Consider the following 19,590-nt stretch of genomic DNA (forward strand, 5'->3'; position numbering starts at 1 on the left):
GAGGCCTGCGCCCCGTTTGTCCCCAGCCAGGCCCCCCCTCATGCCGAGCATGTCGAAGCATGGGTGTGCTGGTTCAAGACTCTTGTATCGAATGCACTAAATTTTCTGAATTCTCACGCTCACCTTGATGCTCGGTTTCGGGTTGATCCTGAGCGTCCATATCCATCGGGCCGCGCGGTTCGGCGTCGGAGTTTTAAGAGAAACGGACCGGCTTTCCCAGGGCGCGGGCCAAGGCGTCGGCCTGTTGTCGCACCTGGGCATGGGACATTTTCATCGTCAGCAGCAACGGCACATGAAACCGGGAGTCTGGATGAGTCAGTTCGACCCGGAAGCCGTGTCCGTCCCGCCGACAGGTCACCGTCTCGAAGGCACTGAGCGGCAACGTGAAATCCTCGGCGGCGGCGCGCCCCAGTCCCTGCATGGACACGCGATCAGCAAGTGGATCGACGGTAACAATCCGCCCGCGCATGAACAGCCGCATTCCCAGGACCAGCATCACCAGGGCGTTCACCCCGAAAACCGCCGCGAAAACCGGCAGGATGGGACGCCCCTCCCCGAACAGGCTCAATCCGGCGAGCGTGCTCCCCAGGACGAGGGAAACGCCGCCGCCCAGAAACAGCACGGGGAGACTTTCGGAACGACGCCATACCCCCTTGAGGGGGGACCGGGAAAGATCCAGGTGAAACTCGGCAACCGTCAGCCCGGGCCAGCGGTCATAAACCACATCAGCCCTCGGTGGAACCCAACAGCCCGCGATAGGCATGCCAGGAAGCATGACCGGCCAGCGGCAGCGCCACCGCCAGACCGACGAAAAACACCGCCATGCCTGAGAAGGTCAACAACACCAGCATCGCCGCCCAACCGCTCATCACCCGCCAATTGGCAAGCACCGTACGGACACTGAGCGCCATGGCGTCGATGGCCGAGGCATTGCGATCGAGGATCATCGGAATGGACAAGGCGCTCACCGCATAAGCGACACAGGCCAACGCCCCCCCGGCCAGGGTGCCGATGATCAGGAACGGCGCCGACTGCGGCGAGGTCAGGATATGGCTGAGAAAGGGCTCCAACTGCCAGGGCACCCCGGCACTGAAGAACACGGCAAAATCCAGCACCGCCACCAACATCCAGAACAGGAACAGCATGGCCAGGACCAGTCCAACCAGGGCCAACTGCCCGACCCGCCCGCGGCAACAGGTGAACATGCAGGAGAAATCCATCTTCTCGCCTTTTTCTCGACGCCGACTGATTTCATGAAAGCCCACCGTCAGAATCGGCGAGATGATCAGGTAGCCTCCGGCGAGAGGGATGAACAACGCCCCCTGCTCCTTGCTGTCCAAGCCGATGAACATGAGCAGCGCGGCAATCCCGAAGATCGCGCCATAAGTCAGGCTGAACAGCATGTTCGAGCGGAAATCCTGCCATCCAGACGCCAGCCATTGACCGGAATCATCCACGGAAGGGGTCTGAGGGTGTTGGCCCGTCGAAGGCACCCGGCCCAGAGTCGCACTCGCCATCATATTGAATTCTCCATTCCTTACTATAGATGCCCGCCCCCGACTCTCGCAGTCCGGGCAGGCCGCTTACCTTGTCTCGACCGCAGAGTGGCAGGAGCTCAAACGAATGCAAAGCACAAATTTTACATATAAGAAAATGAGAATATGCGCAATGTGTAATATGATTTGTGTTTTATACCTTTCGCACCACAAAAAACTAATGAACAACCTTGAAAAGCCGTTTCCGGTCGCGTAGTGTCGAGAGTGAATCAGGCCATCCAGGGGCAAACCGGGCAGGAATCCGGGCTGGACCGTGGCTTGATCTCAAAGGGGATGCTTTATTTTAAATCAGACGGGAGAGGTCCATGAGCACGGACACGGCGCATGCAGTCGCGGGCGAAGAACATCACGAACATCACTGGGAAACCTCCAGCGCACCACTGCTCGTCGTGGCGGGCCTGTTTTTCCTGGTTCCCATGGGGTTCTCAGCCTATTTCGTTTATGAAAACGTCCTGCTGACGACCATTTACTGCGGTGTGGGCACGCCCCTGCTGCTGTGGGGTATTGCGCGCTGGGTTGCCGAGGGTTTGGTTTACAAACCGCTAAAAGATGGGCTGGCCGGTATCGCCCTGCCGATCTTCATCGTGTCGGAAGTTTTCATCTTCCTCGGCCTGTTCGCTGGCTATTGGTCCATGCGCATTCCTTATGTCAACTGGCCGCCCGAAGGCACGCCGCATATCGACCTACTGTTGCCGTCGATCATGACCGTGTTGCTGGTCACCTCCTCGATCACCATCCATATCGGCGAAGAAAAACTGTTCCACCATCGTGACATGGATGGCTTCCGCAAGTGGTTGTTCATCACTGTCTTGATTGGCTTGGCCTTCCTCGCCTGCACCATTTACGAATACTCCCACTTGGTGCACCTGGGCTTTGTGCCGGGCACCAATGCCTATTCCTCCGCCTTCTTCTCCATCACCGGCTTCCATGCCTCGCACGTTTTCGTCGGGTTGGCGGCTTTTGTGGCGGTGGCGATCCCGGCCATGTCCGGGCGGACCAACGACACCTTCGTCAAATGTGTCTCCATTTACTGGCACTTTGTCGATGTGGTGTGGTTCTTCGTGGTTACTCAGATCTATTTCTGGTGATCTGAGCCATGGGAAACGGAACGGTGAAACGCGGTCTGATGACTGCCCTGGCGGTCTGCGCGACCTGGACCATGGTCCAGTCGGCGGCGCTGGCTTTTTCACCGTTCCGCAATCCCGATTCCAGCGTCGATCCGGAAATTTTTTCCATCGATGAACAGAATTTCCTTGGCGTTCGCCCCGATCCCGAGACTCGGTTGATCGACCAGAACGGCCAAAGCTTCCCGCTCAAGGATCTGATCGGCGGCAAACCGCTGGTTCTGGTCCTGTCCTATTACATGTGCGACGGCACCTGTTCCGTGGTGAACAAGGATCTGGCGCAGCAGTTGGAAGGTATGGACCGGCTGAAACCGGGCCAGGACTTCCGCATTCTGACCCTGGCCTTTGACCAGGACGATACTCTTGAAACTTTGCGCAATTTTCGCAAGCAGACCGGTGCGGCGGCCGCCATGGACGGCTGGACCTGGGCGCTGTTCGAGAACCGCGACGACATCAAACCGTTTACCGACAAGTTGGGCTTCAAGTTCTTCTGGTCGCCCCGGGATCGCATTTTTTTCCATCCCGGCGTTTACGTCGTGATTTCCCCGGACGGTCGGGTGTCACGATATCTCTATGCCCTGAATGTGGGCCCCTCCGATGTGGAACTGGCGTTGCTGGACTCCGCCACCGGAACCATGAAGGCCACGCCCAGGGAGTTGATCAATTTTGCGGTCAGCCTTTGCTATTCCTACAACTACAAGGAAGGCCGCTATACCTATAATATTCCTATGTTCATCGCCTTTGGTTCATTGGCCTTGGGGGTGGGAACTTTCACGGCGGCGTCAATTTCGTTCGTGCGCCGTCGCAAGAGGGAGGCAACTCGATGAAACGAAAAGACTTACAAATTTGGGGTGTCCGGACGATGGCCCTGCTCGGGAGTCTGACGGCTTCCGGGGCGGTCCTGGCCAATGAGCATGAGGACAGCGGGATGCCCGACCCGGTTCGCGATTGGGATCATCTGTGGCACGAGACCCTGATCGACATCACTGTCATCGGCGTCATTTTCGGTCTGGTCGCCCTGTACTGGCTGATCAAGTACCGGGCCAAGAACCCCAATGACGTGGGCCATTGCCCGAAACTGTCCCGGGCACAGGCCATCTCCTGGGCCTTGATCCCGGCCGCCATTTTCATGGCCGACGACTTCTTCCTCGCCGCCAAGGGCTGGACTGTCTGGAACACCTTCCGCAACGTCCCCGAAAACGCGGTGGAGATCAAAGTCACCGGCTACCAATGGTATTGGGAATTCGAATATGCCAATGGCGTGGTCAGCGACGAGTTGCATGTGCCGATTGGCCAACCGGTGGTGATGCGCATGAGTTCCAACGACGTGTTGCACTCCTTCTACATGCCCGATTACCGGGTCAAGGAGGATCTGATGCCCGGTCGCGTGACCTATCTGTGGTTCATGCCCCGCTCGGCCGAGGAACTGATTGCCGTCCGCGACATCAAGAGCACCGAAAATCTCGACGACATGTCGGATGAGGAAAAGCAGATCAATGTGGTCTGCACCGAATATTGCGGAAATTCACATTCCGAAATGAACGGTGAGGTTATTGCCGAATCGCCCGAGGATTTCCAACAATGGCTGGCGGATGAAAAAGCCCAGGCCATGATGGAAACCCAGAAGAACAATAGCTAACGGAGGACGTCAATCATGTCCGCTTCGCATTCTGCGGCCGCCGAGGGCGGCCTGGGAGGGATCCTCAAGGAATGGATTCTGACCACCGATCATAAGCGCATTGGCGTCTTGTATCTGATCGGCTCTTTCTCGGCTTTTGCCGTGGCCGGTTTCTCGGCCATGCTGCTGCGCCTGGAACAGCATTCCATCGGTGCCCAGTTCATCGAGACCGGCACCGAATATAATCATGCCCTGTATTTCCACGGCACGGCGATGATTCTGGCCTTCCTGATCCCGGGACTGACCGGCTTTTTCGCCAACTTCTTCCTGCCGCTGATGATCGGGGCCAACGACGTGGCGTTCCCGCGGGTCAACGCCTTGTCGGTGTGGCTGTTCTTCGCCGCCATCGTGCTGGCCTTGCTCACCTACGTGGTGCCGGATGGTCCGGACGTCATGTGGACCGGCTACCCGCCCTATTCGGTGACCACCGAGGGCAATACGGCTTTCTACGTGTTCGCCGTGCATCTGTTGGGCTTCTCGTCCATTCTCGGTGCGGTCAACTTCCTGGTCACCGTGATCTTCCTCCGGGCGCCGGGCATGGGGTGGAACCAGCTCAACATCTTCACCTGGACCACGGTGGCGGCTTTCGTCATGCAGTTGGTATTCATTCCGGTTCTGGCCTCGGCGGTGACCATGGTGCTGTTCGACAAGTACCTGGGCACCCACTTTTTCGACCCGGCTGAGGGTGGAGACGTGCTGCTCTATCAGAACCTGTTCTGGTTCTACTCCCATCCGGCGGTGTACGTGATCCTGCTGCCGGCGGTAGGCATCCTGTTCGAGATCCTCGCCACCATGGGCAAGAACCGGGTCTTCAACTACAAGGTCTGTGTCTATGGCGGCATCTGGGGCATCGTGCTGATCTCCGGGGAGGTTTGGGTTCACCACCTGTATGTGGCGGGCATGCCCAACTGGCTGCGCATCGGCATGATGGTCACGACGCTGTTGATTTCGGTGCCGGTGGGTCTGCTGCTGATGTCCCTCTGGGGCACCCTGTACAAGGCGGCGATCACCTTCAACGTCGCCATGTGGTACGCGGCGGCCTGTCTGTTCCTGCTGCTGGTCGGCGGTCTGACGGGAATTCCGCTGGCCCTGCCGGTGCTGACCGTCAATCTGTCGGAAACCAGCTTCGTGCACGCCCACTTCCACTTCGTGATGGCTTTGTTCTCGACCTTTGCCATCATCGGCGGCGTCTACTACTGGTTCCCCAAGATGACCGGGCGTCTGGCCGACGGCAAATATGCCATGCTCGGCTTCTGGCTCAACACCATCGGCGTGAACATCACCTTCTGGCCGCTGTTCATCATCGGTGTCGAGGGCATGCCGCGCCGCTATTGGGACTACGCCATGTTCCCGCAGTTCGAGCCCTATCACAACATCGCCACCTACGGCGCGTTGATGATCGGTGCGGGCATGATCGTGACCCTGACCAACTGGATTCGGGCTGCCTTTGCCGGACCGAAGTCGCCCGACAACCCGTGGAACTCCCAGTCCCTGGAATGGACTCATTGTCCCAATCCTCCGGGGCCGGGCAACTTCCCGGTCAATGTCGTGGTAGATTCCAATTGGGGTCCCTACGAATATGACAAACGCTGATCGGCAACGATCTCCAACCGACAAGGGAGGCCGTGACGGCCTCCCTTTTTTTGGATATAAACGACCCATGAAAAACAACGAGACTCCGAATCCCCGCGTTCCCGGCGCGGCAAAGTGGTGGGTGGCGGGTGGCCTTGTGCTGCTGGCCGTCCTACTCTACGCCAGCATCATGTACAAAATCTCTCATTACGGCCCATGACCTCCGCAACTTTTCTGCCGCATCTCAATGCCGGATTGAATGCCCTCAGCACGCTGTTGCTGCTGGTCGGCTTTTTCATGATAAAGACCGGACGTCAGCAGACTCACAAGAAGGTGATGCTCGGTGCCCTGACGGTTTCGGCGATCTTTCTGGTCTGTTACTTGGTCTACCATTTCACCGCTCCCATCTTTGTCTTCAAGGGCGAAGGCTGGGTCCGGCCGATCTATTACGGCATGTTGATCAGTCACGTCGTTCTGTCGGCTGTAGTCGTGCCGATGATCGCCATGCTGGTCTGGAACGCCCTGCACGGTCGTTTCGAGCGTCACAGGAAATGGGCCAGATGGACCTTTCCCACCTGGATCTACGTGACGACCACCGGCGTTCTGATCTACGTTCTGCTATACCACGTCTATATCTGACAAGCTCCCCATGGCCGCCCCAATCTATCCGCCCCTGCCCCATCATCTGGCGACAAGGGCGGAGGAACATCCGCACAAAGCGGCGCTCATTGAAGGGGATGACATTCTCGATTACCGCACGCTTGATTTACGTCTGCGTCAAGGCGTTGCGGCTCTCCATGCGGCCGGGCTTGTGCCTGGGAATCGAATCGTCGTCGTGGCGCGACGCAAAATCGAGCTGATGACGGCTGTGCTGGCCGCCATGGGCGCGGGGGCCGCCGTGCTTCCCCTGTCGGCCCAGGAAGAGGACATCCAACAGGTCTGCGACTACTTCCGGCCTCATCTGTTGCTGTTTTCAGGAGACCGGGAATCCGCCCCGGATTTTGGGCCACCTGTGGTGCCAATCGCCGATTTCGAACAGACCGACCCCATGGATTCTGTCCCGTTGGCGGCGCAACACATCGGACTTGTCATTCTCACCTCGGGAACCACCCAGGGCATTCGGCGCGGGGCCTTGTTGTCCCATCATGCCCTCGGGGCGACGGCGGGCTACATGAACGCCCGCATGGGCCTGGATGAAACAGTGCGCGATTTGGTTGCCGCCCCGCTGGAACATGGGTTCGGCATGGGCCGGGTACGTTGCGCCCTGCATATGGGCGGCACAGCCGTTTTACCGCCGGGCCTATTAACCCCTCAAACGGTGGCCTCAGAACTGCTCGACAAGGATTGCAACATGCTGTCGGCGGCCGTTTCCGCCATGACCCTGCTGATCGAAGATGCCAAACCCGCTTTGAGCGCGGCGCGCGAGCACTTGAAATGGATTGAACTGGGCACCGGACATCTGCCGCACCTGCATCGTCAATGGCTGCTTGAAACCTTTCCCCACACCCGTTGCTTCGTCTCCTACGGCCTTACCGAGGCCATTCGCAGCACATTCCTGGAACTCAACGCGGTGCCGGACGACAAGATTGATACGGTCGGCCACCCCGCACCGGGAATTTCCCTGCGCCTGGTCGATGAACGGCAGAAGGAGGTGGCAACCGGACAGGATGGGATCATCCAGGTCAGCGGGGCCAACATGGCCAGCGGCTATTTCGACCAGCCCGAAGCCTGGGCCGCCAAGCGGGATGGCTCATGGCTGACGACGGGCGATATCGGTCGCCTGGATGCGGAAGGCTACCTGACCTACGTGGGTCGGACCGACGACATGATCAATGTAGGCGGCCTTAAGGTCGCCCCGCAGGAAGTGGAAGAGGCATTGAAGGACCTCCTCCCGAACGGTCACTTTGCCATCGCGCGCATTCCCGATCCTCAGGGCATTGAGGGCTTCGTTCCAGCGCTGTTCCTGGAAGCCGGGACCGCTGCGGATATGACCCTGGAGACCCTGCGCGACCACTTACGCGACCGACTTCCCAACTTCAAGCTGCCGCGCCGCCTGTATCGGCTCGAGCAGTTGCCCCGAACCGTCGGAACGGCGAAAATCCGCCGTGCCGCCTTGGCCGATCTGGCCCTTCAGGCAGAGGATTCCGCCCTGCCCCGTCCGACGGACATTTTATCCCGCCTGAGGACCCTTCGGCCCGGCTGGCCCGCCCTTGAGGGGCAATTACGCCTGTCCCGCAAGAAATTGGCCCACGGGCTGCTCAATTCACAGCTCTTGCCGCAGTCTCCCCCGGAATTGATGACTCTGCTGGCCCGGCTGGTTGAGACGGCGCAGACAGAGTCCCTGGATCTGTCTCGCGCCATCGCCGGGTGGCGCCCCCTGTTTCCCCTCGCCCCCGGCCAGACTCTGGCTCTGGCGCTGGGATGCCTGGACCGGGAAGCCACCGTTTCCCTGTTGTGGCATGTGCTGGACTGCCAGGGGCAATTGCTGTTTCTGCCTGCCGATGCCAGGGGATCACGGGCGGCGGATCTGGGGCCTCTGCACCGCCTGTCGGCCCGTCATGTGATCATTGATCGCGCCCGGCTTTGCTTATGGGCGGAGGCTGAAAGTCACCTTGAGGACAGCCTGAGCTACTCGGATCAGGAGCACGTCGCCCTGACCGGCTCCCTGCCCGAACCGGCGTTGCTCGCCCACTTCAAGGAGCGTCTGGGGGTCACACCGGACAGGCTGGGATTGCATCGCGGGAAATGGCAGTTGACTCCCTGTCGGATCATGGATTTATCCGAGGCAGATTCAGCGGATTCCCTATGGATTTCCTTGCGCGATCTGGCAGCGGATATTTTTCAGGTCGCGCCCGACCAACTGACCCGACGGTCGCAACCGGACACCACGGCGGGCTGGGACTCGCTGGCCTTCGTTTCCCTGATTGTCGAACTGGAATCTCACTTCGCTCTGAAACTGTCGCCGCGCGACATTCTCTCCATCCGCACGCTGGGAGACGTGGAAACCCTCCTGATGATCAAGCGGGAGGCGGTATAGGGCATGCATTACGTCACCCTTGAATACCTGTTGTGGATGATCGGCACCTTCAGTCTCTATTGGCTGAGTCCGGCAGCCTGGCGACAGGTTGTCCTGGTGCTGCTTACCGTTGCCCTTCTGGTCCATGAATCCCCCCTTTCAGCTGGACTCTTGGTGCTGTTCACCGCCCTCACGGCGGCGCTGGTGCGACAGCCAAGGCCGCACGGCGGACAGGTGGCGGGCATGTCGGCCCTGATGGTCTCCGTGTTGATCTATTTCAAACTGGGGGCGACCGGTCAGAGCGTCGAGAATATCGTCACCGATGCGCTGATTCCCCTGGGGCTGTCCTATTACACCTTCCGCTGTCTGCACCTGATGTTTGAGCGTTACCGCGGTCGCTTCGGCGATGCCACGACGTGGGAAGTCATTGGCTATCTGTTCTTTCTGCCGACATTGCTGGTCGGCCCCATCCATCGCTTCGGGGCCTACCAAAGAGACCTTTATCGGGTCAGGCTGGACCGCGCCATGCTGTCCCAGGGGCTGGAGCGCATTCTTTACGGCTATGTCAAAATCGGTTTTCTGGCCAATCATCTGGTCAATGGCACGCTGGGAATCTATGTGGATCAACTGCCGCCGGAACAGGCGGCGCTGCAAGCCTATTTGTGGATCGTGCAAGGCGGGCTCAATCTCTATTTCCAGTTCTCGGGCTTCGCGGACATCTCCATCGGTTTTTCCCGGCTGCTCGGTTTCGAGGTCATGGAGAATTTCAACTGGCCGTTCTTGCGTCGCAATCTGTCCGAATACTGGCGTTGCTGGCATATGTCCCTGACGAGTTGGTGTCGCGACTATATCTATACGAGCGTGGTTTCCTTTTCGCGCAGCCCTGCCTTGGGGGCCATCGCCACCTTGCTGGTCATCGGCTTATGGCATGAGCTGTCGTTGCGTTTTGTCTGTTGGGGCCTTTATCATGGCTTCGGATTGGTTGTCTGGCAGGCGTTCCAGGATGTGAAGGCTCACCTGCCCGAGGTGCGAACAGGGTGGATGCGGCACCTGTTGACCGGCCTGTCGATTATTTTCACCGTGCATTATGTGTGGTTCGGTTTTGCCATTGTGCGCAAGGACAGTCTCAGCGAGGTTTGGACGGTATGGAAAACGGCGACACTTGGCTTCCTGATGTGAAACAGGGCATTCATGCCACGTTGCGGCACTGGATTCCGGGGCTGTCTGGCCCGTGGCGGGACCTGATCACCGGGCTTTGGCTGGTGGTTATGCTGCTGCTGGCCGCCTATGGCTTCCTGGAACCCCGGGCCGAATTCCAATATCTCGCCATGTAGGACCAAAAACGGATGCCCTGGCTTGTGACCCATTGGCTGCGTCTGCCTCCCCGGGCACGGGAATTGTGGGTGGCGATGCTGCTTCCCCTGACCCTGATGGCTTTGTTCCTGGCGGGCGAAGGTCTGTTGCGCTGGCAGCAATACCAAAAGTTCGGCACCCTGCACACTTCAGATACTGAAGTGGATTCGCCCATTTGGGAAATGGTCGGAGACCGCCAACGACCGCGACCGTCGGCCAAACTGGGGAAACTGAGCTTCTCCGCCGACGGTTTTCGCGGGCCCAAGCTCACCGTTCCCAAGCCGTCCGGCGTGATCCGGGTCGGCTTCTTCGGCTCTTCGATCACCCTGGACCCTTACGTCACAGACGACACGGAAACTTGGCCCGCCGTCGTTCTCCACCATCTGGCCGACGCCTATCCCGCCTGCCGCTTCGATTTTTTCAATGCTGGAGTGATGGGATACAACATTCAAAAAACCCTGCTCCGGTTCGAGGAGGACGCCAAACCCTTCGCGCCTGATTTGACGGTTTTACAACTCTCCGATATGGGGACCCGGGCCATTGGTCAATTGCGCAGCGAAGGTCATGACATCGGCCCCTACAGGCCGAGTGTACTGGCGCGCGCCTCTTTGCTCTGGCTGAAACTGGAAAAGACCGCTGAAGCGCTTCGCCTGACGCGGCTCGCCGGACGGCTGGACAAGGCCCACCCTCTCGATCAGGCGTGGTTGCGCGAAAATCTGCGTCCGGATATCAACCGCGTCGCCGATACCATTCTTGCGGCGCACAGTCTGCCGGTTTTCATCGAACTGGCCCCGCTGCTGCGCCGGGGTCAACCGCTGACAACCCAGTTGCAATATGCCAAATCCCGGGTGCTCTACACGCCGGGCATTTTCATCGGTGATATTGTCGAGGCTTACTATTCCTACAATCAGGTGCTGGCCGAAGTGGCCGCGACCCATGACATTCCGTTGATCCAAACCATGGACGCCTTTCCCGCCGATCCCCAGTATTACGTAGACAGTTCCCATACATCGCGGCTCGGCAGTCGGCATTTCGGCGAGGTAGTGGCCCACCAACTGATCCAAGACCCCCGAGTCCGGGCGCTGGTTCGGGAACGCGGCAACGGCTGCCTGCCCGAGGAGTAAAGCTGTTATTGAATTTTGGCCCGCGCCTGTCCTATTTTGGCGCTCGACTTTTTTACCTCCAGCCCGTCACACCCAGGAGCGACCCCCATGACCCGGACAGGCGAACTGCGCGGCTGGGCCTTGATCGCCGTCGGCACCCTGGGGCTGGCCGGATTGCTGGCTCTGTTGCTGGCCTTTTCGCGCACCCCCTATGTGCAGGATTGGCTGCCCTGGCCCTGGGAGAGCTTCTTTTACAAGGCGCTGGTCACCCATGTGGTGTTCTCCACCGTGGCCTGGTTCCTCTCCCTGCTGGCCCTGGTCAGCGCCGAGGGGGGATATGATCGACGGGCCCCTCGCTGGTCGTCTCGGCTGGGTCTGGCCCTGGCCGCCCTGGGCTGCGGGTTTTTGCTGATTCCGGCCCTGTTCAATCTGGGCGATGCCTCGCTCAACGATTATGTGCCGTTGATCGACCATCCGCTGTTCGGGGTCGGGCTGGTCCTGTTCGCCGCCGGGGTCGCCGTGCCGGTACTGCGCTTGATGATGCAGCCCGCCCGCTGGGACGTCCCGCTAATGTCCCTGGGCGGTATTTTTCTGCTGGCCCTGCTGACTTTCGCCCTTGCCGCCTGGCGGCTGCCGCCCGATCTGGACCCGGCGCTGTATTGGCAACGACTGTTCTGGGGCGGCGGACACCTGTTGCAATTGCTCAACACGGGCCTGTTGATCCTGGCCTGGAACCGCCTGTGTCTGTTGAGCACCGCGCAGCCGGTTCTCGGCCCAATCAGTTTCAACACCGTCTTTATCCTGCTGTTCACGGTCTCCCTCGCCGGTCCGGCCTATACCTTGCTGTTCGACCCCATGGGCATCGCTTACCGGGAGGCCTTCACCCTGCTGCTGTGGAGCGGGCTGGTGCTGCCGCCGTCCCTGGTGGTGTTCGGATTGCTGCGCCGGATGCGCGTTTCCGCCGCCTGGGCCTGGGCGGCTGAGGGTCCAGCGCTGATGCTCACCCTGGCGCTGTTCGTCGTCGGCGGGGTTCTGGGCTACGGACTGGGAGTCGCCGACACCCGCACCCCGGCCCATTACCATGCGGTGATCGGGGCGGTGAATCTGGCCTTCATGGCCTGGTTTCTGGTTCACTTGCCGACCCTGCTCAACCGCCCGCCCGTGGGACGCCGCTGGATACGTCGCATGAGTTGGGCCTATGGCATCGGACAGTTGCTGCACGCCGCCGGGCTATTCGCCGCCGGTTCCACAGGGGTCCCCCGCAAGACCGCCGGACTGGAACAGGGGCTCGACACCATGGCCAAAAAAGCCGCCATGGGGGTGGCCGGAGTGGGCGGATTGCTGGCCGTCATCGGCGGCATTTTGTTTATCTGGCTGGCGGCACGGATGTTGTTCAGCAAGGAGCGCCGACCGTGACCCGCCGCGCTGATCGCCTTCTGGCCCTGGGGCTGACCCTGCTCACCGTCGCGCTGTTCAGCGCCACGCAGCCCGCCCTGTGGAACCTGCCGGACAGCCCGCCCGTGGCGGAACCGGAGGCCATTGCCGCCTTTCTTGATCGGGTCGCAGCGCAGGAAGCGGCCTACAGGGTTGGTCAGACCGACGACGGCACGGCCATCGTGCAGCCGCCGCCGGGGGATGTCTACCTGCGCGCCGAACGCTTCCGTTTCGTTCCCTCCCTGGAATTGCGCCAGGGGCAGACCTATCGCCTGCATGTGGCCAGCGTCGATCTGGTGCATGGCTTGACCCTGCCCGAACAGGGAATCACCGCGCTGTTGATTCCCGGGCATCCGGTCACCGTGACCCTGACTCCCGGCCCCGGCAAACGCCTGCCGGTACGCTGTAGCGAATATTGCGGCCTGGAACATTCGCGGATGGAAGCCTGGATCAAAATTTTACCGCCCGAGGATAAATAAGATAAACCGAATGTAACTCTTGAGTATCCACAGAAAATCAGTCATTATTCCGACTAAATTACACATAGGGAGTATGGGAAATGACGTTGCGGGGATACCTGGAACTCTGCAAGCCGCGCATCGCCTTCATGATCGCTCTAACGGCGGTCACCGGTTATGCGGCGGTGGCGCCGACCGTCGACCCTGCTCAGGCTCTGCCGTTGTTCCTGGCCATGGTGCTGGGCTCCTCTGGCGGGGCCGTGTTCAATCATTTCTGGGACCGTGATCTGGACAGCCTGATGGCCCGCACGGCCAATCGCCCGCTGGTCACCGGCGCGATGACCGATCCTCGTGGGGCCTTGGTTCTGGCTGCCGTCTTGGTCATATCCGGCTGCGCCCTCGCCGTGACCACCCTCAACTGGGTGGTGGCGGCGCATTTGTTTCTGGGGGCATTCGTCTATGCCATTGTCTATACGGTTTGGCTGAAGCGTCGCACATGGTTGAACATCGTGTTCGGTGGCGCGGCGGGCAGTTTCGCCATTCTGGCCGGAGCCGCCGCTTCCGACCCTTCCCTGTGGCTGCTGCCGATGCTGATGGCCATTACCTTGTTCCTGTGGACGCCGTCCCATTTCTGGGCGCTGGCCATTCTGCTGCGCGAGGATTACGCCAAGGCCGGGGTGCCCATGCTGCCGGTGCTGGTCGGTGACGCCCGCTGCGCCCGCTATATTCTGTTCAACAGTCTGGCCCTGGTGGTCTCGACCCTGTTGCCCTGGGCGTTTGGAGCTCTGGGCGCGGTTTATGGGGCGCTGGCCGCCGCCGCCGGGGGCTGGTTCCTGATGCGCAACTGGGATCTGGTGCAGGACCCGTCGCGGACCAATGCCCGCCGCACCTTCCTCGGCTCCATGTTCTATCTGCTGGCCATTTTCATCGCCGTGGTGGTCGATAAGCATCTGGCTGGCTATCTGTTCTGATCGCTGGATATGCCGTCGGACAAAACCTCTCTCCGGGCCGTCGGGATCTGGCTCCTGGTCTGTTGCGCCCTGGTCGCGGTGATGGTCGTCATCGGCGGCCTGACCCGCTTGACCCATTCCGGCCTGTCCATGGTCGAATGGAAGCCCCTGACCGGTTTTCTGCCGCCGATGAACACGGACGACTGGCAGCGCTTGTTCGACGCCTATCGCTCCTCGCCCGAGTTCCGTGAAATCAACCATGGCATGACCCTTTCCGGGTTCCAGGAAATCTTCTGGCTGGAATTCATTCACCGGGTAATCGGGCGCGTGGTCGGGCTGGTTTTTCTGTTGCCGTTCCTGTGGTTTCTGCTGCGCCGCCAGTTGCCCTCCTGCCTGATCTGGCGCTTGGCAGGTTTCTTCCTGCTCGGTGGAATGCAAGGGGTGATGGGCTGGATCATGGTTAAGAGCGGGCTGGTGGACCAGCCGGACGTCAGTCATTACCGGTTGGCGGCCCATTTGGGACTGGCCTTTCTGATTTACGGACTGATGTTTCGACAGGCCCTGTTGCTGCTCGAACCCGAGAGCCATCACGCGGAAGTCGTTGCCGGTCCTCTGCGTCGCCCCACATGGATTCTGCTCGCCCTGGCCTCGATCACGGTGATTGCCGGGGCTTTGGTTGCCGGATTGGATGCGGGACTGAGCTACAACACCTTCCCGCTGATGGACGGGCAGATCATTCCCGACAACCTGTGGCATTTCGATCCCTGGTACATCAACCCGCTGGAAAACACCGCCACTGTGCAGTTCGATCACCGGGTTCTGGCGCTACTCACCCTGGCCCTGGCCCTGTGGCTCGGCTGGCGCGGACGGGTCGAGACGGCTTTTCCCCTACTCGCCTTGGCGGCGCTGGTCCAGGTCACCCTGGGCATTCTGACCCTGCTGTTCGAGGTCCCGGTGGTTCTGGGCTCGTTGCATCAGGCCGGGGCGCTGCTGTTGTTCACAGCAATCCTGTGGGCCCTGCATCGCATCCGCCCCATCCCGCTGTCTTCCTTCTACGAAAAAGGTCTGTCATGTCCCGACCGGTAAAATGGCTGCTGTGGATCGTACTCGCCGCCGTACTACTTCCCCTGCCCCTTTTGGCCTACAAGGAAATTGCGTCAAACCTTATTGGCGGAGTGACCGAGGTCGAATATCTGGCCAATCTGCCCAAGACCCAGCGGCTGGCATTGGAAGCCGATATGGCGGTCGAGGTGGAGGCCGGCAAGGCCCATCTGATGTCCCTGGCCGGGCAAGGTGATGACGTCATTCAGTCGGACCAGCGCGGAGCCTACGCGGTGGTTCAGATCTTCATTCGCGAACTGGTCGGGCCAACCAAGATCCTCCGCTTCCCGTCCCTCGAATCCGCCAAGGTGGTGCCCGGCAAGCCGGGCGTCTTTTCCATCCGCTCGGCGGTTATCTGGTGGGAAGGCAAGGAATACCGACCGGCCCCCTTCGAGTCGGTGGTGGTCTATGAAGGCAATGGCATCTGGAAACTGGATTGGCTCAACATTCAGCGCCGTCAGGGCAAGGTCCGGGTCGGCCAGAAATTGATCATGCCCGGCTTCGAGGGCGGCGGCCACGTCCTGAAAACCGGCATCGGCCCGACCCAATAAGGCTCATATGGTCACGTCGAGACTAAAGAACGACAGCCCGTCGCCCGCGTCCTGAAACCGAAAGGCGATGGGCTGGGTAGCACGCAAGGCGATATCCAGAAAGCCGACCCCCGCCCCCTTGGAGCCTTCGGGCACCGCCCCGCGCAGAATCTCCTTGAAGCGTTTTTTCATCTGGTCCCGGGACATGGCCTGAATTTCGGTCAGCGCCTTGCTCAAGCGAGGAACCTCGGAGGTCCGCATCATATTGCCGCACAGCACCGTGAAGCCCTCGGGACGCTGGCCGATCACCAACACGCCATGGCGCAGTTCCGCATCGGAGTCACCGGGCCCCCGCTCCAGATCTTCGGAATAGCGGATGACATTCTGCATCTGTTCGACGAAAACAGAAAACACCCCCCGGGCGGAGCGCAGATCAACGCCGTCGGAAGCCATCTTGCGGCGCAGGGCATCGCCGACCCCCTTCAGCACGCTCTCGTTGATCACGCCGCCATAACAGAACAGCACGCCATTGCCGCGTAAAAAGGTCCGCAGGTCATAAATGCTGTCCCCGAACATCGTCTCCCTCACCCAAGACCTTTCCGTCCAATGTCTTGAGGAATGGTAGAGGAAGCGGTGCGGATTGACTAGAAAACATTGCACGTCCAGGCCGCGGGCCCCCTTGGTCCGAGGCTCCACCTTTTGGTGGAGTGTACGATTGATTCCCCGGCGCTGATATGGTGAACTGTGGCGAGGATGGATACGGAATCCTCCCGGCACTTGAGGGACAGGACCCAAGGCATGGCAGATCAGCCGACAGCGGGCGGACCCATCGACAGCAATTATCTGCTGGCCCTGGCGCGCAAAAAATCGACCCAATCGCGGTCCGAACTGGCCAAGATGGTGGCGGCGTTCTTCAATCACGGCGAAGACGTGCTCAACGACCGCGCCCGCTCGCTGATCTATGACATCCTGCATCAGATCATCACCGACGTGGAATCCTCGGTGCGGCTGAACCTGAGTGAGATTTTGTCCGAACACAAGGCTGCGCCGCGCGACCTGTTGCGCTTTCTGGGCAATGACGATTTCGCCGTCGCCGAACCGATTCTTCTGCACAGCAAGGTCCTGATGGACGAGGACCTGATCGAAATCATCCGTCACCGCACGCTGGAACATCAAATGGCCATCGCGGCGCGACGCAATGTCAGCGAAACCTTGTCCCACGCCTTGGCCATGACCGGCGAGGAAGGGGTCATCCTGCGTTTGCTGCATAACACCGATTCGGTCATTTCCCGCCAGACCATGGAATATCTGGTGGAAAAATCCCGCACCATGAGCGCCATTCAGGAACCCATCGTGCGACGTTCCGATCTGGACGAGGATCTGGCCCGCAAGATGGTCTTTTGGGTCAGCGCCGCTTTGCGCAGCTACATCCTGGAGACCTGGCGGCTGGACCCGGCGCTGGTCGACGAGGCGCTGGAAAAAACCATCATCAAGGAACGCCGCCTGTACGAATTATCGGGCCGCAAATTCGTGCCGGGCCAGGACCTGGTTTCCACCTTGATGGCGACCCAGGAAGACCGCATGAAGCTGCTGGTCGCCGCCCTGCACGAGGGAGAAGTTCCATTGTTCATCAGCATGTTCCGGCAGGTCAGCGGATTGCGCGCCCGGCTGGTCCGGCGCATTTTGTTCGAACCCGGCGGCGAGGGACTGGCCATCGCCTGCCGCGCCATTGGCCTCAACCGGGAGGCCTATGCCGATATCTATGTTCTGTCGCGTATGGCCCGGGCCGGAGCCGGGGAGGATATCGGCAGCGACCCGGAACCCTCGACGGCTTTGGATTTCTTCGATTCCGTGACCCACGAGGCGGCGGACAGGGTGGTCAAAATGTGGTCTCGGGGCGCTGATTTTCTGTCCGCCGTACGGGAATTGCAGATGACGGGAAAGCGGGGAAAGTGAGATGGAACCCCCTCTCACACTGGAGCAGGAACGGCAGGCCCACCACCAAATGGCGCTGCGCCGCGAGCAGCTGATCAATCTGCTCGACACCTGTGTTTTCGAAACCGATGCGCATTTTCGGCTCGTCGCGGTTTCCGATCCCTCGGTGCGTCACATGGGATACTATCCGGTGGAACTGGTCGGATGTCTGCTCGACGACATCATCCGTCCGGTACTGCCCCGGGCGGATGCCACGCGGGAACAAAAACGCCAACCGTTCCGCGACCTGCTGTACCAGTATGAAAGCCGGGACGACCTGCCCGGACTGCTGAAGGTCAGCGCCGCTCCCTTGTACGATACGCAGGATGGCCGTTTTCTCGGCATGATCGGCATGCTGGAGGATGCCACCAACACGCCCCTGGCTTGGCAGGGACTGAAAAAGCTGGTGCAGGCCCTGGACAACGATTTCGTCCCTTTGTTGATGAGCGACGAACAGGGCAAGATCCTCTATGCCAATCCCCGCTTTCAGGAAATCAGCGGCCATGGCGAAATGGAACTCAAGAGCCTGACCCGCGCGGACCTGCTGTTTCAGGACTCCGACGACACGGAAACGACTCGCGCCGATGAACAATTGACGGCGTTCGGGGCCTGGCAGAACAAAAGCTTCTATCGCACCCGGCGCAGCGAGCTTTACGAGGTGGAGGAAATCGCCTTTCGGATTTCGTCACCGCTGAGAGGCACACCGCTGGATCTCTGGATGCTGTTCGATGAGCAGGCCCGGCGCATGGCCGTCGCCCTGCCCGCCGCTTCGGCCCAGGCGGGCATCGACAAGATCCTGGGTCATGCCACCCGACTCCTGCGCATGGTGGCCCTGTTGAATGCGCTGATTCCCGGTTATCCCGTCACTCGCGGCACGCTCGCCCTGGATCGCGGGCCGACATTGGCCGCCTCTCCCAGCACGGAAAAAACGTCCAACGAGCAGGTTCAGGCCCTGCCACGGCGTCAGCGGGAAGTGCTTTCCCTGATGATGAAAGGCTATTCCAACAAGCAGATTGCCCGACAATTGGAGATTTCCGAGGCCACGGTCAAATCCCATGTGCGGGCCGTCTGTGACCGTCTGGGGGCTGAAAACCGCACTCAGGCCGTGGTTCTGGCCTCCAACCTGGGAACGGTCACCTTATGAATCGGGGATCACGGAGCCGGGGGTATAAAGCCCCACCGTCTGCGGATCAATTCCCAGCCGACTGCACAGACTGACAATCTCGATCTGATCAATCAGCGTCTTCTCGCCATTGGCCTCGCTGACCGCCAGACAGACCCGAATCAGCAGATGCGCCACCTCCGGGTTGTCCTCGACGAAATCCAGAACCACCCGCAAGGCGGCGGCATGCCCGACCCGGGGACTGGCCAGAATGCCGTCGACAAATGCGTTGAACAGGTCGACTCCCTCATGGGGATCAAACACCCGCAGGGCTTCCAATGTCTCCAGGATCTGATCGACTCGCACCCGCTCCCCCAGGGAAACCACGCCATCATCCGCCGCCACCAGAGCACAGGCGGCCATGGTGGCGCGCAGGAAAGGCAGGTTCCGTTGGCGCGACAATTCCTCCTGAAAGCGATCCGTCAGGACCGATAAAAAGCCCAAGCCTCAGCCTCCCTTTGCCCGCGCCTCTTTTCCTCGAACGAGTACTTCAGCACGACCGCCTATGCACATCAAGCCGTTTACGACCGGGCCTTGAGCGCGGAGGGCGAAGAATTGGAAAGAGACATATTCGGTAAA

20 protein-coding genes are annotated in these 19,590 nt (G+C 60.2%); 16 read left to right on the plus strand and 4 right to left on the minus strand.

What is annotated here, in order from left to right:
* Window positions 1-193: 193 nt before the first annotated feature.
* Together ACYQ1P_RS14650 and ACYQ1P_RS14655 are read right to left on the minus strand one after the other, a co-directional pair.
* On the minus strand, window positions 194-622 hold the full coding sequence (locus ACYQ1P_RS14650; RefSeq protein WP_460021080.1) for a hypothetical protein: 429 nt from the start codon (window positions 620-622) through the stop codon (window positions 194-196).
* Window positions 623-725: 103 nt separating this feature from the next.
* Entirely contained in the window at window positions 726-1,520 is a 795-nt protein-coding gene (locus tag ACYQ1P_RS14655; protein ID WP_460021081.1) for a DUF2189 domain-containing protein, read from the minus strand.
* A 341-nt stretch (window positions 1,521-1,861) separates the two neighbouring features.
* Here ACYQ1P_RS14655 and ACYQ1P_RS14660 point away from each other — a divergent pair, with 341 nt between their 5' ends.
* From ACYQ1P_RS14660 to ACYQ1P_RS14725, 14 genes are all read left to right on the plus strand, one after another.
* Window positions 1,862-2,644, plus strand: a complete 783-nt coding sequence (locus ACYQ1P_RS14660; protein ID WP_460021082.1) for a cytochrome c oxidase subunit 3 — start codon at window positions 1,862-1,864, stop codon at window positions 2,642-2,644.
* A gap of 23 nt (window positions 2,645-2,667) precedes the next feature.
* Window positions 2,668-3,507 carry an SCO family protein gene (locus ACYQ1P_RS14665; RefSeq protein WP_460021083.1) on the plus strand — a complete coding sequence of 280 codons (840 nt, stop codon included), beginning with the start codon at window positions 2,668-2,670 and terminating at the stop codon, window positions 3,505-3,507.
* Window positions 3,504-4,319 carry a cytochrome c oxidase subunit II gene (locus ACYQ1P_RS14670; RefSeq protein WP_460021084.1) on the plus strand — a complete coding sequence of 272 codons (816 nt, stop codon included), beginning with the start codon at window positions 3,504-3,506 and terminating at the stop codon, window positions 4,317-4,319. Before ACYQ1P_RS14665 ends, ACYQ1P_RS14670 begins: the two co-directional genes overlap by 4 nt.
* A 15-nt stretch (window positions 4,320-4,334) precedes the next feature.
* Window positions 4,335-5,951, plus strand: a complete 1,617-nt coding sequence (locus tag ACYQ1P_RS14675) for a cytochrome c oxidase subunit I (protein ID WP_460021085.1) — start codon at window positions 4,335-4,337, stop codon at window positions 5,949-5,951.
* A 195-nt stretch (window positions 5,952-6,146) separates the two neighbouring features.
* Entirely contained in the window at window positions 6,147-6,569 is a 423-nt protein-coding gene (locus tag ACYQ1P_RS14680) for a DUF420 domain-containing protein (protein WP_460021086.1), read from the plus strand.
* Between the two features lie 10 nt (window positions 6,570-6,579).
* Window positions 6,580-8,967 (plus strand): AMP-binding protein, encoded by a 2,388-nt coding sequence (locus ACYQ1P_RS14685; RefSeq protein WP_460021087.1) that lies wholly within the window; start codon window positions 6,580-6,582, stop codon window positions 8,965-8,967.
* Between the two features lie 3 nt (window positions 8,968-8,970).
* Window positions 8,971-10,125, plus strand: a complete 1,155-nt coding sequence (locus tag ACYQ1P_RS14690) for an MBOAT family O-acyltransferase (protein WP_460021088.1) — start codon at window positions 8,971-8,973, stop codon at window positions 10,123-10,125.
* On the plus strand, window positions 10,122-10,280 hold the full coding sequence (locus ACYQ1P_RS14695; protein ID WP_460021089.1) for a hypothetical protein: 159 nt from the start codon (window positions 10,122-10,124) through the stop codon (window positions 10,278-10,280). Before ACYQ1P_RS14690 ends, ACYQ1P_RS14695 begins: the two co-directional genes overlap by 4 nt.
* 12 nt (window positions 10,281-10,292) lie before the next feature.
* Complete coding sequence (locus tag ACYQ1P_RS14700; RefSeq protein WP_460021090.1) at window positions 10,293-11,423, plus strand: SGNH/GDSL hydrolase family protein; 1,131 nt, start codon at window positions 10,293-10,295, stop codon at window positions 11,421-11,423.
* 87 nt (window positions 11,424-11,510) lie between these two features.
* Window positions 11,511-12,818, plus strand: coding sequence for a cbb3-type cytochrome c oxidase subunit I (locus ACYQ1P_RS14705; RefSeq protein ID WP_460021091.1), 1,308 nt, complete (start codon window positions 11,511-11,513; stop codon window positions 12,816-12,818).
* Window positions 12,815-13,315, plus strand: coding sequence for a cupredoxin domain-containing protein (locus tag ACYQ1P_RS14710; RefSeq protein WP_460021092.1), 501 nt, complete (start codon window positions 12,815-12,817; stop codon window positions 13,313-13,315). Before ACYQ1P_RS14705 ends, ACYQ1P_RS14710 begins: the two co-directional genes overlap by 4 nt.
* An 80-nt stretch (window positions 13,316-13,395) precedes the next feature.
* Entirely contained in the window at window positions 13,396-14,265 is an 870-nt protein-coding gene (gene cyoE / locus ACYQ1P_RS14715) for a heme o synthase (protein WP_460021093.1), read from the plus strand.
* Between the two features lie 9 nt (window positions 14,266-14,274).
* Window positions 14,275-15,330 (plus strand): COX15/CtaA family protein, encoded by a 1,056-nt coding sequence (locus ACYQ1P_RS14720; RefSeq protein ID WP_460021094.1) that lies wholly within the window; start codon window positions 14,275-14,277, stop codon window positions 15,328-15,330.
* Window positions 15,315-15,896 carry a hypothetical protein gene (locus ACYQ1P_RS14725; RefSeq protein ID WP_460021095.1) on the plus strand — a complete coding sequence of 194 codons (582 nt, stop codon included), beginning with the start codon at window positions 15,315-15,317 and terminating at the stop codon, window positions 15,894-15,896. Before ACYQ1P_RS14720 ends, ACYQ1P_RS14725 begins: the two co-directional genes overlap by 16 nt.
* A 3-nt stretch (window positions 15,897-15,899) precedes the next feature.
* Here the strand turns inward: ACYQ1P_RS14725 and ACYQ1P_RS14730 are convergent, their stop codons facing one another.
* Entirely contained in the window at window positions 15,900-16,451 is a 552-nt protein-coding gene (locus ACYQ1P_RS14730; RefSeq protein ID WP_460021096.1) for a SiaB family protein kinase, read from the minus strand.
* A gap of 222 nt (window positions 16,452-16,673) precedes the next feature.
* On the opposite strand from ACYQ1P_RS14730, the gene ACYQ1P_RS14735 reads away from it, so the two are divergent.
* Both ACYQ1P_RS14735 and ACYQ1P_RS14740 read left to right on the plus strand, forming a co-directional pair.
* Entirely contained in the window at window positions 16,674-17,831 is a 1,158-nt protein-coding gene (locus ACYQ1P_RS14735) for a DUF2336 domain-containing protein (protein WP_460021097.1), read from the plus strand.
* Between the two features lies 1 nt (window position 17,832).
* Complete coding sequence (locus tag ACYQ1P_RS14740; protein ID WP_460021098.1) at window positions 17,833-18,993, plus strand: LuxR C-terminal-related transcriptional regulator; 1,161 nt, start codon at window positions 17,833-17,835, stop codon at window positions 18,991-18,993.
* On the opposite strand, the gene ACYQ1P_RS14745 is transcribed toward ACYQ1P_RS14740, so the two are convergent.
* On the minus strand, window positions 18,988-19,455 hold the full coding sequence (locus tag ACYQ1P_RS14745; protein ID WP_460021099.1) for a tellurite resistance TerB family protein: 468 nt from the start codon (window positions 19,453-19,455) through the stop codon (window positions 18,988-18,990). The genes ACYQ1P_RS14740 and ACYQ1P_RS14745 overlap by 6 nt on opposite strands.
* Between the last annotated feature and the right edge of the window lie 135 nt (window positions 19,456-19,590).

It is taken from the genome of Magnetospira thiophila (genome assembly GCF_054657015.1).